22 protein-coding genes and 1 pseudogene are annotated in these 15725 nt (G+C 42.7%); 1 reads left to right on the top strand and 22 read right to left on the bottom strand.

Annotated elements, in window-relative coordinates:
• Window positions 1-84: 84 nt before the first annotated feature.
• The 12 genes from AB4623_RS07455 to AB4623_RS07510 all read right to left on the bottom strand — a co-directional run bounded on the left by AB4623_RS07455 (window position 85) and on the right by AB4623_RS07510 (window position 7089).
• The gene (locus AB4623_RS07455) at window positions 85-522 is read right to left on the bottom strand and encodes an NUDIX pyrophosphatase (protein ID WP_017061797.1); all 438 of its coding nucleotides are present in this window, start codon (window positions 520-522) and stop codon (window positions 85-87) included.
• 25 nt (window positions 523-547) lie between these two features.
• A complete protein-coding gene (locus AB4623_RS07460) occupies window positions 548-964 on the bottom strand; it encodes an NUDIX hydrolase (RefSeq protein ID WP_017061796.1) in 417 nt (138 codons plus the stop codon).
• A 56-nt stretch (window positions 965-1020) separates the two neighbouring features.
• Window positions 1021-1866, bottom strand: a complete 846-nt coding sequence (locus AB4623_RS07465) for an MBL fold metallo-hydrolase (protein ID WP_372146080.1) — start codon at window positions 1864-1866, stop codon at window positions 1021-1023.
• Between the two features lie 17 nt (window positions 1867-1883).
• On the bottom strand, window positions 1884-2372 hold the full coding sequence (locus AB4623_RS07470; RefSeq protein ID WP_017061794.1) for a GNAT family N-acetyltransferase: 489 nt from the start codon (window positions 2370-2372) through the stop codon (window positions 1884-1886).
• Window positions 2373-2531: 159 nt separating this feature from the next.
• Window positions 2532-3392 carry an NAD(P)-dependent oxidoreductase gene (locus tag AB4623_RS07475; protein ID WP_017061793.1) on the bottom strand — a complete coding sequence of 287 codons (861 nt, stop codon included), beginning with the start codon at window positions 3390-3392 and terminating at the stop codon, window positions 2532-2534.
• A 118-nt stretch (window positions 3393-3510) separates the two neighbouring features.
• Complete coding sequence (locus tag AB4623_RS07480; protein ID WP_017061792.1) at window positions 3511-4257, bottom strand: hypothetical protein; 747 nt, start codon at window positions 4255-4257, stop codon at window positions 3511-3513.
• A gap of 331 nt (window positions 4258-4588) precedes the next feature.
• Window positions 4589-4840 (bottom strand): hypothetical protein, encoded by a 252-nt coding sequence (locus tag AB4623_RS07485; protein ID WP_017066550.1) that lies wholly within the window; start codon window positions 4838-4840, stop codon window positions 4589-4591.
• A gap of 229 nt (window positions 4841-5069) precedes the next feature.
• Complete coding sequence (locus AB4623_RS07490; RefSeq protein WP_017059216.1) at window positions 5070-5483, bottom strand: GFA family protein; 414 nt, start codon at window positions 5481-5483, stop codon at window positions 5070-5072.
• 77 nt (window positions 5484-5560) lie between these two features.
• Window positions 5561-5695 (bottom strand): hypothetical protein, encoded by a 135-nt coding sequence (locus AB4623_RS07495; protein WP_017059215.1) that lies wholly within the window; start codon window positions 5693-5695, stop codon window positions 5561-5563.
• 94 nt (window positions 5696-5789) lie between these two features.
• Entirely contained in the window at window positions 5790-6164 is a 375-nt protein-coding gene (locus AB4623_RS07500; protein WP_017059214.1) for a VOC family protein, read from the bottom strand.
• A 65-nt stretch (window positions 6165-6229) separates the two neighbouring features.
• A complete protein-coding gene (locus AB4623_RS07505; protein WP_372098656.1) occupies window positions 6230-6928 on the bottom strand; it encodes a pseudouridine synthase in 699 nt (232 codons plus the stop codon).
• Window positions 6928-7089: a hypothetical protein gene (locus AB4623_RS07510; RefSeq protein ID WP_017066554.1), complete on the bottom strand. Its 162-nt coding sequence runs from the start codon at window positions 7087-7089 to the stop codon at window positions 6928-6930. The genes AB4623_RS07505 and AB4623_RS07510 overlap by 1 nt, the downstream gene beginning before the upstream one ends.
• A gap of 208 nt (window positions 7090-7297) precedes the next feature.
• Here AB4623_RS07510 and AB4623_RS07515 point away from each other — a divergent pair, with 208 nt between their 5' ends.
• Entirely contained in the window at window positions 7298-7699 is a 402-nt protein-coding gene (locus tag AB4623_RS07515) for a YkgJ family cysteine cluster protein (RefSeq protein WP_017065706.1), read from the top strand.
• Window positions 7700-7752: 53 nt separating this feature from the next.
• Here the strand turns inward: AB4623_RS07515 and AB4623_RS07520 are convergent.
• The 10 genes and pseudogenes from AB4623_RS07520 to AB4623_RS07565 all read right to left on the bottom strand — a co-directional run bounded on the left by AB4623_RS07520 (window position 7753) and on the right by AB4623_RS07565 (window position 15504).
• Window positions 7753-8154 (bottom strand): annotated as a pseudogene (locus AB4623_RS07520) (NUDIX hydrolase).
• A 233-nt stretch (window positions 8155-8387) separates the two neighbouring features.
• Window positions 8388-8768: an STAS/SEC14 domain-containing protein gene (locus AB4623_RS07525; RefSeq protein ID WP_137002089.1), complete on the bottom strand. Its 381-nt coding sequence runs from the start codon at window positions 8766-8768 to the stop codon at window positions 8388-8390.
• A gap of 112 nt (window positions 8769-8880) precedes the next feature.
• Window positions 8881-9384 (bottom strand): HAD family hydrolase, encoded by a 504-nt coding sequence (locus tag AB4623_RS07530; protein WP_137002090.1) that lies wholly within the window; start codon window positions 9382-9384, stop codon window positions 8881-8883.
• Between the two features lie 130 nt (window positions 9385-9514).
• Window positions 9515-9979, bottom strand: coding sequence for an ASCH domain-containing protein (locus AB4623_RS07535; protein WP_017059207.1), 465 nt, complete (start codon window positions 9977-9979; stop codon window positions 9515-9517).
• A 263-nt stretch (window positions 9980-10242) separates the two neighbouring features.
• A complete protein-coding gene (gene glpQ, locus AB4623_RS07540; protein WP_372146082.1) occupies window positions 10243-11298 on the bottom strand; it encodes a glycerophosphodiester phosphodiesterase in 1056 nt (351 codons plus the stop codon).
• A gap of 78 nt (window positions 11299-11376) precedes the next feature.
• Window positions 11377-12750: a glycerol-3-phosphate transporter gene (glpT, locus tag AB4623_RS07545; protein WP_029235560.1), complete on the bottom strand. Its 1374-nt coding sequence runs from the start codon at window positions 12748-12750 to the stop codon at window positions 11377-11379.
• Between the two features lie 467 nt (window positions 12751-13217).
• Window positions 13218-13472 (bottom strand): DUF3297 family protein, encoded by a 255-nt coding sequence (locus AB4623_RS07550; RefSeq protein ID WP_017059204.1) that lies wholly within the window; start codon window positions 13470-13472, stop codon window positions 13218-13220.
• Between the two features lie 242 nt (window positions 13473-13714).
• A complete protein-coding gene (locus tag AB4623_RS07555; protein WP_372146084.1) occupies window positions 13715-14149 on the bottom strand; it encodes a GNAT family N-acetyltransferase in 435 nt (144 codons plus the stop codon).
• Window positions 14150-14215: 66 nt separating this feature from the next.
• Window positions 14216-14350 carry a hypothetical protein gene (locus AB4623_RS07560; protein WP_017059202.1) on the bottom strand — a complete coding sequence of 45 codons (135 nt, stop codon included), beginning with the start codon at window positions 14348-14350 and terminating at the stop codon, window positions 14216-14218.
• Between the two features lie 23 nt (window positions 14351-14373).
• On the bottom strand, window positions 14374-15504 hold the full coding sequence (locus AB4623_RS07565; RefSeq protein WP_017059201.1) for a PcfJ domain-containing protein: 1131 nt from the start codon (window positions 15502-15504) through the stop codon (window positions 14374-14376).
• Between the last annotated feature and the right edge of the window lie 221 nt (window positions 15505-15725).

Genomic DNA, 15725 nt, shown 5'->3' on the forward strand with positions numbered 1-15725 from the left:
TTACCTATTCACTAAATAGCGAGAGATTAGTAAGAATCTAATCAGGATTTCTACTCTAATATAGATTTAATTAATCTGTATACTTTAGCTAGCTTTGTAAAGCCTTTCGTTGATCTCCCAAAGCGCGTTTCTGTTCGAGTCATATGTTAGAAGTTCAATAGCTTCTTGGTAGTCACACCAACGGTAATCTGTGTGTTCATTTGATAATTGAGGATCTTTCGTCACTTTAACTGAGAAGGAATGCTCAGGAATTACGAATGGATGCTCAGTCCAATTGTGATTTCCTGCATAAAAGACTTTTGGAAGCATGCACATTGAATCGAGCAACTGCCAATTACAACCGACTAGCTGAGTCTCTTCAGAGAGTTCTCGTTTTGCTGCTTCAAGTAATGATTCATTGTCTTCGCCACCACCCGATATTGCCTGCCAAACACCATTGTCCCTTCTGCGTGCGATTAAAAATCGAGATTTGTTATCGACTGTTTTGTAGGGAAAGACTAAAACTTGAAAAGGTGATCTCATTGATATGCCCTCCAATCGTTCACGTTTACGGCGCTAGCTTCCCAAGGATGACCGGATCGTTAAGCAAATTCGTCAGAGGAAGAAACAATGGCTCTGGTAACTCATCGAGCTTAAACCATTTCCACTGCTTACATTTATCAGGTTCTGTTATCTCTGGTTCGCCGCTAGCGTCAGAAGCAACAACAAACAGCGTTATATAGTGCTTGTTCTCTTTCTCAAAAATATCATTGGTAAAAGAAAGCTTCTCAAATGCACTAACAACTAAACCAGTCTCTTCGAGTGTTTCGCGTTTGGCACACTCTTCGATACTTTCACCCCACTCAAGGTGTCCGCCCGGCGTTGCCCACGTATGAGCCCCATGAGAACCAATTCGTTCTCCAAGTAGTACTCGTCCTTCACGTAGAATAACCGCAGCTACACCTACTCTTACTTCCTGACTCACTTAAAACTCCTTAATTCTTACCAAGTGACAAACGTACAGCTAAGGTTTGACCAACGCTACACATGAATACGCCGACCTGTCGGCATTGCTTCCAAACGCTCGCCTAATACTTCTTTCAACAGGCCATAAGCTTTCTTGCCTGTGCAGTGCCCTGTATACAGTTTATCAATGGGGTATTGAGACAGCGTCAATCCAAGCTCTCTAATGTCTTGCTTTGTGCCACCAATACTATTCAATAATGGTAACCCCACTAGATGAAAGCCCCCGACAACGGCTTTTATTCTCGCTCCTGGGAACATAGTAACCGCTGTTTCAACCATATTGAGAACGCCACTATGCGCACAACCAGTAAATATAACTAAACCGTCTTTCTCTTTAATCACCAACAGTAATTCATGATCAAATGAGTCGCGCTCCTGTCGATTCTTCGACTGTGTATAAAGGTATTTATTACCCTTAGGTTGTTCGTGTTTCACGCTAATATCTGTGATAGCAAAGACATTTGAGGCGATCTCAGTCGTACGATTAACGAAGACTAACTGCTCGTTGCTGTTTTCTAGTAAGTCCGGATTGATCCCGACATCACTTTTGAAACCGAAAGCCCGGAAATGATAGCTTTTCTGTTCGCAATTTTTCAGAAACACTTTGGCTTTAGAGTTATGAGCAACAAAATCAGCGGTGCCATTACAATGATCATGATGCCTGTGTGATATGACAGCGAGGTCTACATCTTTGATATCAATACCCAGTAATGGTGCGTTTTGACAAAACGTATCGCCACTTCCCATATCGAACAAGATCTTTAGCGATTCAGTTTCAATATGCAGTGATAGTCCGCGCTCAAAGGCTAAATCTTTCCTGTTATCCAGTCGAGAGTTGTCAACCAGCGTCGTTATTTTCATAGTTCCTTTTGATTCATTTACGAATCGCACATTGCCCAACGGAAATAAGGTCTTTGACCATCCATTCGCTCAACCTCTGCACCCAACCTTTTGTAGAAATCATGCGCTTTCTTATTATGTGGACTTGCCGTCCATGAGATGTGAGAGGCATATGATGACTCCGCTTGTGACTTTAAAGCCAACATAAGTTCATGGCCATACCCTTTTGATCTTTGATTTCCTGTTACCAATAGGTCGTCAAGCCAGATTGATGGCTCTCCACTGAAGGATGAATATCGATAGTGATACAGTGCGAAGCCAAAAGGCTCACAATTCCGTTCCAATATTAATGCATGAGCAAATGCGTAATCACCAAATAGTGTGCGTTCGATTTTCTCTATAGTTGTCGAGATTTCACCACTAAACCCTCTCATACTCCGGTCAAAGTCAGCTTTTTGTTCAATAAACTCTAACAAGACACTTGAGTCTTCTTTCGTCGCAGTCCGTACGATCAAGGTCTTCTCCATGTTTGGTAAGCCTCATGCTGTATAAAGGTGTGGAGCGCGCTTGTCGTTCAATGCGAGCTAACTAAAAAATGACGCTGCTGATTAACTTAAGCTCATACGCCGGAGAGACTAAACTCAACTAAAAGTACCGAGGGTTGGGAATCAGAAATAAGCACTCAACTATATGTAATTTCCAATATATTCGCTAATTGACTCAGTAGCCTCAAACGAATAACTAATTGGAAGTGTAAGGTTCATCTTCTCGACTTCTACAGCTAACGAACCGTTTTCTACCTCAAACTCTTCCCAACGGATCTTTCTTACTTTTGTTACAGCTTTTGCAGCTAGTAAGAGTCGAGCGAACTCTGCAGGACTATAGCCTTGCGTCTCAGCAATAAAATGCTGCTTTTCTAAGGTTCGGCCTTGCGCCAAAAGTAGATAGAACTTCGCAATGTCGTAGACATGAACATATTGGTTATAGCCGATAGACGGCACACCTACTTGAATCGTTTGGCTAGCGAAAGATTCTACAATTCGTTTTAGCTGACAATCCTCACCGCCATAAACCAAACTAGGACAGTAAACGACGTGCCACCTGTTTCTAATAGCGCTATGTATCGTTTCTACGTCTAATCTAACGGCGTCTAAGGGTTTCAGTCTAAACTGTCTCAAATCAGCGCTAGAGGCGTTGCCAAATAGCCAAACACCTGATGTATGTATCTTTGTTGCTCCTTTAGCAGCAAGTAGGTCTAACTCAGAGAGCAATTCCTGCTCCACATCGGCAATTTCATGTGCGGAGAATTGTGACCAATGTGGACGCGCACAATTCACAACCACGTCAAAGAAGCCTTCATAGTCAGCTCTATCTTTTATTAACCCAACTAAAGGAGGAGTGACGACTTTGTCTCTACCGTATGTAAAAACTTCAAAGCCACTTTTTGTGAATAGCGATGTAACGTGACGACCAATGTATCCACTAGCCCCCGCAATTAGTACTTTCGTTATTCCCTTATTCTCTCCATTACACATAACCAATGACATGCATCTCCCTTTGAAGAAACATTCTTCAATATACGATCAGCCAATACACTCTTGGCATTTATGTGTTGATCGCGTTAACAAGCCCCTTTGATTCCAAAAAGTATTGTGATGTGAATAGTTAGATATCAACCTTTTCTGTGAGCCTTGCTTTCAATTTTATGCCCAACTTAATGTGGGCTTTGGGTTGAACCATTGGCTCTAAGCCAAACTGCTTTCTTGTATTATTCAATAACAAAGGCGGTAACTTTTCTTCACAGTACATGGCGTATTTTTCAAAGTACAGTCTCGAGTATGCACCATCAGCGATATCAAAAGGTTCATCAAGTTGAAGTCGCTTATGTTTAACCCAACCTTCGAGTGAATACCAACATGATAGATATAAAGGCCCCCAAAGATTCAGAAAATGCTTTTTTGATACCAAATCATGAGTAGCAAAGTACCCCATTCTCTGCAACGCGACACTTACAGCTTGAGCTGCTTGTAATTCTTCTTTGCTCCATGTCGATACATAATCCACACTAACGTCACTAGTTACCTGACTATAAGGCTCTCTTTTGTGAGCGTCTGTCACCAACCTAATCGCAGGTTTTAATGCTGACATCTCTTCCATCGCCCAATTCAACAATTCGGCATTACGACTTCGGGTCGATTCCTCAATAGATTTCGAACCTTGTTTCAGTCCAACCAGTAAGACGAAAGTTAAAATAACCATGACCATGTCCATTACACCGGAGACACCACTCCAATCAAACTCATGGAGCTTTACTGTCACTTCTTTTGAAATGTCTATTGCTGATGAAATTGTTAGAAATAAAGACGCAACAAACACCGATAGTAAGACAATGTTTAATATTATTTTTCTCATAACCTTCGTCCAAAAATTTTGTATATCAAATCAATACTGAGCTAAATAGTAACCTAAGTAATTACCAACATTAAGTAACTCTTTTAACCAGTCAAAAACCGTACGTAGTTGATGCCAAAAATGGTGAGCTATACTTGTTAAGAGAACATGGTTCACTCCGATAAGCACTATTGGTTAGAAGAGTTATCGCCGCTTGAAGTAGCTGACATCGCGATCACCTCACCTCACCCATTGTGCCGAAAACACTAAAGTTGATTCTAGCTGGAAATGCCAATCGTTTAGCATCATTTTTATATACCGAAATGGATAATAAACACTTGTTATGTACTTTTTATTGAGGCCTATCTTCTGGGTTATCATGATACCAGGCTTCGAGCAGTTCCCGACCATAGATGACTTCTGTCTGCATATGCATGTAAAGAAGGAATACAGCCAATAGAAAACTAACTCCGTTCAACCACCTTAATGCTTGTTTACGCTCTGCATCATAGAAAAACATACTGACACCAACAAGCAAGAAAGGATAACAACCTATAAGAAGTAACAACCAGCCAAGGTAACTTGATATTGCCATATCTGTCATGTCCGCCCCCTCAGAGCCATTAGAAAACTCATTGTATATTAGAGTAACTATTCAGCTATTAGGAGTTCACATAATCGAGTTTCGAGGTACTTCAAGTTGGGGGTTGATGCTGGGATGTTAGGCGTGAGCACCACCTAACCGAAACCATTACACCGCAAACACAAAACTCGACCGAAACTAAAAAATGCCGAGCGTTGTGAATTAGTCTTAAGCTAATAAAAACTAAGTGCTACTCTCCACTTTCAAAGTGGGCAAATACTTCTGCACCAGTCATATTTTTTGTTTCATTTTTAAATTCGTAGTATTCGGGCTTTTCATCGATGAATATCTGATGAGTTAACTTGTAGTCATCCCCAGACATCAATAAACCGACAGGAAGGTGATACTGATTATTTGGCACCAAAAAGTAAAACAAGTGAGTACCACATTTACCGCAGAAACCCCTCTCAGCCCAATCGGACGACTTATATCTAACTACATTCGATTCACCTGATATTTTAACTGAATCAGCGCAATCAATGGCTAACATCGGACCGCCCGACCAATTTCTACACATACTACAATGACAAGCCCCCAATTCATTACTGGCGTACTCTACTTCCAACTTAACCGAGCCACATAGGCACTTTCCTTTACCTTTCATAAATCCTCCAATCTTTGCAATGTGTGTAAAATGAATAGCCGATAACGCTTTTTATACCGATGACTTAATAAGAAAGGCTATTTTTTGTTTCCCTTCTCCGACAAATACACGGCATACTTTTTAGAGATCCAGTTATGAATATGAAGCCCTGTTTTACGAACAAGATACCAATCTATAGCAACTAAAATCACCAAACCGATTACAGTTCCCATTATAAAACCTCCATGCTCATTGAATTGTCACTCTAGCAAATAGGACAGAAAAGCACCGTGAACCTAGACATACTATCAATGCAAGTTGGATGAATTAACGCGGCCTGATGTTTTCAGCCACACGCCACAGCACACCACTTGGGTCAGTGATACAAAACTCAAGCATTCCCCAAGGCTGCTCAACAACCTCGGAAACGGTAACTTCAAATTCCGACACTACATTAGAGTTTTGGATGTGTTGATACCAACTTTTTACGTCTTCAACCAGCAAGTGCATCATGTAATTGTGACAGTGCGCAGGTTCATAAAAGTTTTGCAGAAGGAACGCACAACTGCCGTGACGCAGATAGGCGATATCGTGAAATTCAGACATCACTTCGAAGCCGATTGACTGGTAAAAACGCTTAGATAAATCGAAGTCTTTCGCGGGTACGAAAGACTTAATTTCTGAGACTTTGAGGTTTTCCATCCTACATCCTTATAGTGTTGATATTCCAGTGCTGACACGCTTAACGCTTTAAGTGGTTACAGCGTCTATTCAGAGCCCTGCTGAAATGAGTCGACTTCGGCTTCGGTTAAATAACGCCACTGACCTGCTTCAACATCTAAACGAACATCACCAATCTGTTCACGGTGTAGGCCAACAACTCGATTCCCTACCGCAGCAAACATTCGTTTTACTTGATGAAACTTGCCTTCTGTAATGGTCAACAGCACTTCTTTATTGGTAATCACTTCAAGCTCTGCCGGACGCGTCGGTTTTTGCTCGCCCTGCAATTGAATGCCCGCTTTAAACTTATCAGCGACATCGTCTTTGATATCTCGTGACAATGTCACGCGGTACACCTTCTTACATGACTTGGTTGGCAACGTGATGTTGAATGACCATCGCCCATCATCGGTAATTAAGACTAAACCTGTGGTGTCGGCATCTAAGCGCCCTGCGATGTGCAGTTCTGATGCTTTGTCTATCTCGATGTAGTTGAACAGTGAAGGATAAACTTCATCGACATTAGAACAGATAGTACCCGCAGGCTTGTGCATTAAGAGGTATCGAAATTCACGCAATTTAAGCGGCATGCCATTAAACAAGATGGCGTTGGTTTCATGAACCTGAGTCGATTCATCGGTGACTGTTTCACTGTTTACGTTCACCTCGCCATTATGGATGCGTTCAATCGCTTCAGGCTTGGTTAGGTCAGTGCTTTTACATAGGTATTTATCAAGGCGCATTAATCGTCGGCACCACATTTAGCACAAGGCTTGTAAGTTCGTTCACCTTGCTCGATAACCACATAGTCACCAACGCACTTGTCACATAAAGCGAGCTTTGGGTAAGCCTCTTTTTGTTTCTTTGCGTTAATGTTGACTTCGGTGGTGTATACGGTTCTCATCTTGATGCCTTTGCTTGAATAACGTGAGAGGCGCAAATTGTATCACTGTTTACAGCTTTGATTGGAGTGGCGGTTCATAGATAAATTGATTTTAAGTACCGCTATTCCAAGTTCCCGCCCGTAACGGCTTAACCATGAACAACAAAATCAACGTGCCACGCCTATCAGTGGTAAAATGATAAAAGCTCACCAACTTATGAAGTCGATAATGAAAGATTGTAATCAATGCGGAAAATGCTGTATCAAATACGGAGATGGCGACCTTGCCGCGACTCAAGAAGAGATCGATTTGTGGGAGTTGTTCAACCCAGACATCTTTGAATATGTTCGAGGAAGCGAGATCTGGTTCGACCCTGAATCTGGCGAACGTTTAACTCGCTGCCCTTTTCTGGAGCTGGTTCCGACGAAAGACACCAAGGCTCAAGCCAAGTACACATGTAGCATTTACTTAGACCGACCAGAAGATTGCCGACACTACCCAAGCCTAATTAATGAGATGGTACGAGATGAGTGTGAAATGATTGAGGTGGTGGATTTACAAGACACGAAGAAAGCTCAAAGGAAACTCGACCTGTTGATGAAAGACAGCCGCCCTTCAAGCTATTCGTAAGCGATGATCTTTTGAAGATCAATCTTCAGCATTAGCTAATAGCCGCTAAAACCTTAAGCCAAGTACTGGTTCGCTTCTAACCAATCAAGCGCAACCAGTGCTGCCAATGAACATACCGCTCTGTCGTTGATATCCACATACTTAAGCTCTTCGATTTCAGCATCTGGAGACAGTTCGCCTGTATAATCAGCAAGATAACAAGTCAATTGCACTGATACGCCTTCCGCTTTGCCATCAGCTTGGCCTGTAAACGTCTCGACGTATTTGATGGAATCAGGCACTAAATCGACTGAGATCTCTTCTTTGATTTCGCGAACCAGTGCTTGCTCATCACTTTCGCCAGCTTCACGCTTACCACCCGGTAGCTAGAACAGTTCTTTGCCTTTTGATCTCACCATCAACAACTTGCCGTCTTTGATGAATATACAAGCCAGCTTATCAATTACCTTATGCATGTCGTTAGACCTTATTTCTGTTTTAGTTCTCGTTATTACTGAATCTGGCCGCGCTATTCTATTAGTCACGACCAAACAAAGCCTGGGTATGTTACACGCTGGAATGAATATACTCTATTGAATCAAATAGGAAATATCATAACCAAAACGAAAAATGACAGCGTTCGAGACAATTCTCGTCAACTGTCATTGGCGATGTTTACGAACTGCTCTCTAGCTGCCCGCGAATAGTATCAATCGACTAGCCACTTAAGCGCAGAGTCATGGTCTTCGAATGACTTAATCTCACCGGACACAAACCAGCTCCCTACTTTTGAAGCGAATTCTTGCCAGCTTTTATCGCCGAAAATAGCAATCTTGTCTATCTTAGAATTGAGCTCTAATCCCAGTTTAAAATCATCCCAAGCTGCACGTAACTCCCATCCTGTTAAGGTTGAGATATCGACCAGCATCTTGAGTTTAGATGAATCGAGTTCTTCTAGCGTGGTATTTAGAATTGGCATCATTGCCTGATAGTCATCGTGTGTGAGTTTGCCTTTCGCTTTGAACACAACGATGGTTTCACCGCTAACACGTTCAATTCCAACCGATATTCCGTGACATTCGATACTCATAACCTAGCCCTCATAGTGGAAACTAGAGTTAGCTTAGAGGATTAAACAGCAAAGAGATGAGAGGTTTACGTCAAAACGGACAAGCGCTTTATCTGAACTTAATATCAGAGAGTTAATCGCGTTTCTCCAACAGTTCGCTTAGGTTTTGAACTTGTACGATATTCGGATGCTCTGACTTAAGATCAACTCCTTCCGTATTCAACCACACCGCTTGCAAACCCGCTTCAAGTGCTGGGTAAATGTCTTTCTCTAGAGTGTCGCCTACCATGGTGATCTCTTGTGGTGAAACACCGAGCTTAGAAATAATGGCAGGATAGAACCCCGACTCGAACTTAGAAAAGCCAATGCTCGCCTTACAAAAGTAACCCAAGATATATTGAGACAGGCCAACACGCTCAAAGGCTCGAATGATGTCGTCTTTACTGGAATCACCAGCATTGGTAGCAACATAAACTAGATGAGTTTTCGACAACTCCCCCAGTAATGCACGAGCACCACTCACTTCTTGTACGGTTTCCCAGTCACACATCTTCCCTTGTGCGTCTGGCAAATCGACCATCAGCGTATTGCCCCAGTCGAATAAGACTATTTCTGTTAATTCGATTAGCTTTGTCATCTTGCCTCCTGCATACGATGAATTATCTAATGTTTAAGCGAGCCTATAAAAACTTCTCGGACGGTTAGGCTCATTATGGACAACCTTGTTACTGTTTATGGAGCACGATCTTCTAAACACAAAATACCCTTTATTGATAAACCACTTTGAAACGCTCCAACATAAGTAACATGTCTTCACTTGGTGAGATCTTGAGCTCTTCACATTCACGAGAGAAGAAGTTCCAGTGAGCTTCTTTCCACCATTCGAGTGTTTTGTCACCCTCGCCTTCGGCAGCAGCAAACTCCGCCGTCACTTCGTTATATTTGCACTGTGAGACTGAAGTGATCTCTACAATGCAAACTGGCTTGCCATCCCAGTCAGTGACGACTTGCAAGTGACCAACTACTGGTCTCGTCTCACCTTCATGGCTGTACCAATATTCAAGGCTGCAAGACGCTTGTTTTTCACCCTTGAGAATTAACTGGGCGCAGAGGTTGGCGTTGTATTCATCAGCACAGTAATAGTCGGCACTAAAAGAGGTGTATTGCGAAGCAACGTCTGCTGGTAATGTGTTGAGGTAGCTATCAAGATAAGCTTTGCTTCTTTCTTCCATGATCTTTCCAAATTCAATATCAGGTTGAGCCGATAAACACTTATAGATTAAGCATCTGGCTGCATTGGGAGTAACCTATCAAGTCAGGTTATAGCTGTAAACCGAGTGAATATCAAAATGTGGGCTGAGAAAGAAGAATATAGGTAGGATTTCGAGGCCAGTACAAGGAGATCCAAAAAGTGAAAGAAGAGCCAAAAGCACCTTTAGTCGGTGCTTTTGGCTCTTAGTATCTCGTTACTAATAGCTCGTAACTGACGGGGGTATTAACGGTTCAAGAAGTCGACCGCTTTGTCTGGGAAGTCGGTAAACACACCATCAACTTTGACTTGGTTGTAGAAGACATCCAACATGCCATCAAAGTTATCAGCATAAGCTGGGATTCTTCCCGGGTCAGCACGGAACGTGTACGGGTGAACATCTAAGCCCGCGTCTTTTGCTGACTTCATTAACGGTTTAATAATGATGTTATCTTTGGTCGATGCATCATCCACCAACATTGGCTTCCAAGGGCCTATTCCTTCCGCATAATTCGCCACTTTTTCCATGCCACCAGCTTCAAACATCCAGTCGTAACTGTACGCCGTTGCTTTGTCACCTTGGTAAGTCATGGTTTCATTCCAATCTGTATAGGCCATCAACTGAACGAGCTTAAGATCCATTTCCATCGCTGGCATAAGTTCATCATTGATACGCTGAAGTTCATTGGCGTCGAAACACTGCAAGTACACTTTGTCGTCTTTCGATAGGTAACCATATTGATGCAAGGTCGCAAGTACAGCTTTGGAGATATCTTTGCCTTCGTGACGATGGAACCAAGGTGCTTTAATTTCAGGATAGATACCCACGTCATAACCTAAGGTCTTATTTAAGCCTTGGATCAGCTCGATTTCTTCTGCAAATGTAGCGACGCGGAAATCAGACTGCCACATTGGGAAGCGCGTTGGGTACCCTGCCACTCTGTTGCCTTGTTCATCTAACTTAAAGCCTTCAGTCACCTTTAATGATTTGATCTCAGCGAGCGTAAAATCAATCGCGTAATAACGGCCATCTGAACGAGCACGGTCTGGAAAGCGATCCGCGACATCGGTGACTCGATCTAGATAATGATCATGCAAAACCACCAATTGGTCGTCTTTAGTCATCACGACATCTTGTTCGATGTAGTCGGGTTTCATCGCATAAGCGAGCGCTTTAGCGGGTAAAGTGTGTTCAGGTAAATAACCAGAAGCGCCGCGATGCGCAATCACTAAAGGATCGGCGAACGCATTTGCAGATAAACTTAGTGCTAATAAGGTCAGAGACAGTGACGTTGTTTTCATTATTGTTTCCCCTTGATAAAACAGAAGCAGGATATACCTGCCTCTGTTGTTATTTATAGATGTGATTCAGTAAATACACTACTGAGCTAACGCTTCTTTCTCTCGTTCGAGATCTTTTTGTTTATGGTGCGCACGCTCACCTAAGAAGGCGTACAGCAGACAGATGATTGAAGCTACACAAGCGCCGACCAAAATAATGAAGCCGCCATCCCAACCGTAATGGTCAACCATAAAGCCGAGTATTGCGTTCGCAGCAACCGCGCCACCTAAGTAACCAAACAAACCTGTTAGACCAGCCGCTGTACCTGCAGCTTTCTTAGGTGCAAGTTCCAGTGCATACAAACCGATCAGCATTACAGGACCATAGATAAGGAAACCAATCGCAACCAGTGCCAACATATCAACCGTTGGGTTACCCGCAGGGTTCAGCCAATATACCAACACAGCGACTGTCACTAGAACCATGAACAAGATACCTGCAGGTGCTCGTCGACCTTTGAATAGCTTATCTGAAATCCAACCACACAATAAGGTGCCAGGGATACCTGCCCACTCATACAGGAAGTAAGCCCAAGATGATTTATCGACAGAGAAGTCTTTTGCTTCTTTTAAGTAAACCGGAGCCCAGTCGAGTACGCCATAACGGATAAGGTAAACAAACGCGTTAGCAATCGCGATTGACCACAACAGTTTGTTAGAGAAAACGTACTTAAAGAAGATCTCTTTAGCCGTCATTTCTTTCTCATGAGACGTATCGTAGTCGTCTGGGTAATCGTCTTTATGTTCTTCAATCGGTGGTAAGCCGCAAGATTGAGGTGTATCTCTTACAGTAAACCAAACAAAGACAGCAACGAGAGTGGCAAAAAATGCAGGAACATAAAAAGCGGTTCGCCAATCGTCGTTAAAAGCCCACAGCCCCAACAAGAACATTGGGCCAATCAAACCGCCACCCACGTTGTGAGCAACGTTCCATACTGACACTATCTCACCACGTTCTTTTCGTGACCACCAGTGGACCATGGTTCGTCCACAAGCTGGCCAACCCATACCTTGGAACCAACCATTCAAGAACAGCAGGATAAACATCGCAGTGATGCTGCCTGTTGCCCAAGGCATAAAGCCAAAGCAGAACATCACCAGTGCCGACATTAACAAGCCACCGCTGAGGAAGTATCGAGGATTAGAACGGTCAGAAACACTGCCCATTAAGAACTTAGATAAGCCGTAAGCGATAGATACCGCCGCTAATGCAACCCCTAGTTCTCCACGGCTAAAACCTTGTTCAATGAGATAAGGCATCGCCAAACTAAAGTTTTTACGGACTAAGTAGTACCCCGCATAGCCAACGAAGATGCCAAGAAACAGCTGCCATCGTAGTCGTGTGTAGGTGCTATCGATCTTATCTGATGACAAGCGATCGATATGCGCCATAGGTTTGAATATTCCAAACATAGGAACCTCATAATTATTGGGCGAAGGAAGAATTTAAACGCTCGAACGAAAAAATTTAGCGCTCATTCGAAATCAAGGGAATTGTATGTGCTTCAGGATTAATTTCTGTGATAGAGGTAGTTATTAACAAAAAATAACTTTAAATACAGCATATTAGTTTCATTTAATTAGAATGCGCTTCATATTTTTGTTTGTATCTGTTTAATTAAACATCAGAACTTTCGAGTACGAATAAATCCAAAAAGAGCGAGCGAACATAAATCAACCAACAACAATTTTGGTTGAATCTGTGGAGTTATGAAGGTGGTTTGGGCTATTGGTTAAAGAAGTTCGCTAAAATCAATGCAAACAAAAAGGGTCTAGATTTCTCTAGACCCTTTTAGGTAATAACGCTTGGTGGCTTGATGTTGGCTAATTAAGCAAACATTAGCTAATTACTCGAAGTATTAGCTAGCCACACGACGTGATTATGCGTCGATGTAAAAAGCTTCTACAGTGCCTTTTAGAGTAATAAGCATTGGCTGACCAAAACGATCTAGCGCTTTTGGAGAAGGGATCTTAACCCAACCTTCGCTGATGCAGTATTCTTCAACATCAGTACGCTCTTTACCATTTAGACGAATGCCGATTGGGTATTCGAAACACTCAGCAACGTGGTGTGGGCTGCGTGGGTTGCCTGCAAGATGATCTGGTAAAGCTGGTCTTGAATTAGTATCGCTCATGTTCATTACCTGTATGTACGTAAATAAAAAAAGTGCGTCATTCTAGTCAATATAGGCTTTGTGCTCAACAACTGCTGCAATAAATCGTCTTGATCGTTTTAATCAACAGCTAGTTGTTTGATTTAAAGGCGATATCGGCATGAGTTTCAACGAAAATTTAACAGGTTTATGCATTATGGATGAAAGGGAGAAATTCATTACTCGAACGGCAGATAAACTAATATCAGGCTTTTATTCCGAGCTTATCGATTAAGCTCAATACTCATCACTTTATGGTTCGGTTCTGATTCGATATTTACGATTGACCAACCTAGCCCTTGGTAGAGACCCATGATATTGGTGTACGCGTAGAGTTGAGTTTGCACTGCAGAAGAAACCTGTCTGACACCACGATTAATCAGTTCACTGGCAATGCCTTGACCGCGCCATTGAGGGTCGACAAACACAGCGTTGATCCACACTACATCACGAACTTGGTGAGGTTCTTGAAAATAGGAATACGCCAAGCCACCAATGACCACATTATCGAGAAGTACTGTTATTACTGGAGGGAGTTGTACGTTTTCTTTATATGTATCTTTAAACTTGAAATCAGACCATTCACTTTGAAATAAGCCCTCTAACTCATGCCAATAAGGTGAGTTTTCATCGCAATTTCTAAAGATTACTTTCTGCATTTTTCCGTCCTTTTAAAGAGAGTAATTCGGCTATCCTAGCCTTGTTTAATCTAAGTGTAGGTAAAGCTACTCTTCTTCGTCGTAATCGTCTGCTGGGTCTTGATTAATTTCTTCGCCGCATCCTAGGCATTCACCTTGCAGATCCGTAGGCATCACAATAATCAAACCACAATGAGGGCAAAGATCGCCTTGTTGAAACATCCTGTATTCCTTCTACTTAATGGCTATTGCTTAGGATATTTTTGCTTACTCGCTTCTAGCCAGTCGTGAATCACTTGGCGAGCGGATTCCGACGGAGGTGCATTTCGTTTTCCGCAGATTTGGTCTATTTCAAAAGGAAATGCTTTGCTCGGGACGCGGCGTAAACCTATGGTTAAACGCTGAGGCTTGAGCATGCGGAACACCACATAACGATCGCTCATGATTCGGTTGTGATACACGCCAATACAGTGCTTCTGCTCGATGCCTTCGTGTTCAAGGTCGTAATAATCCGTGAGCGGATGAATGTTGTCATTGCCAAGTAAAGGAACGGGATAAGGGATGTCTTTATCCATTGGGCAGTTACCCTCCAAACGACGTAATTGGCGTTGCTCCGTCCAGCGGTCATGGAGTTGTTCAAACATCGCAAAAGAGTTCTGACTGGTAATCGCGCGCAGTGGATCATCCATCTCCAAATCTTGCCCTAGCAATATCGCATCTTGGAACATCGCCATCTTCGACGGTGCGTTAAGTCTGCCCTCTTCCACCATTGCAATCCCTAGCCTGCTACCAGTTAGAAATGGATGAACTTGGTCCAAACGCAGGGCTGTGTATCCAACTTTTGAGTAATGCTTAAACTTAAGAACTCGTCTTTGCAGTGGCTCGAGAATGCGAACAATGTGGTCGAGTTCATCACCAACATTGTAATGAAGCTCTAGCTTGTCGATGAATTTGAGTGTCGCCTTGCTGCCGTCTAAGCCCAACTTGGTAAGGATCTTCTTCTGCCCTAAGCGACTTAGTGCCAGTGCTTTCTTGTTGTCGACACTGTATTTCATGCAGATCAAAGCCAAAATAACAGGCCTTAATTCAAGCAATTGCGCGGCTTCATAAGTATTCGCAGCAAGCCACAACATCTGGTATTGGTATTCTGGAAAGTCGTCGGTGATTTCACGATAACGCGCAGGTAATGAATTTAGCCAACGACCATTCACGTCAAACTGTTCAACAAGGTTGAGGCTCAGCCCAATGCCTCCATCAAGCGGTCGTCTACCATCTTCAAACACATGAAAGCCGACGAGCTTTTGAGACCAGTCTCGGATCTCAATATCGTAGTCGAAACCTAATGTTCGAGTGGGAATGGTTAGTAGTGCTGTCATTGATGCCTCTTCGTTATTGGCGCATTGAACTATCAAGCCTATCTAACAGCATAAGCTAGCGCTTCAACCACTATATCAACCTTTTGTAAATTTCTTACCAATCAAAGCGATATAAATACGATAGTGCTTAGAAGAACATTGAATGATGATTTTACGGAATATGAGATCTCTTCGATATCATTTGCGTCAACAGAAACTATGCTTGTTACATAACTCACAAC

The sequence above is a fragment of the Vibrio sp. 10N.222.52.C12 genome, from assembly GCF_041474215.1.
GTDB classification, from domain to species: Bacteria; Pseudomonadota; Gammaproteobacteria; order Enterobacterales; family Vibrionaceae; genus Vibrio; species Vibrio crassostreae_C.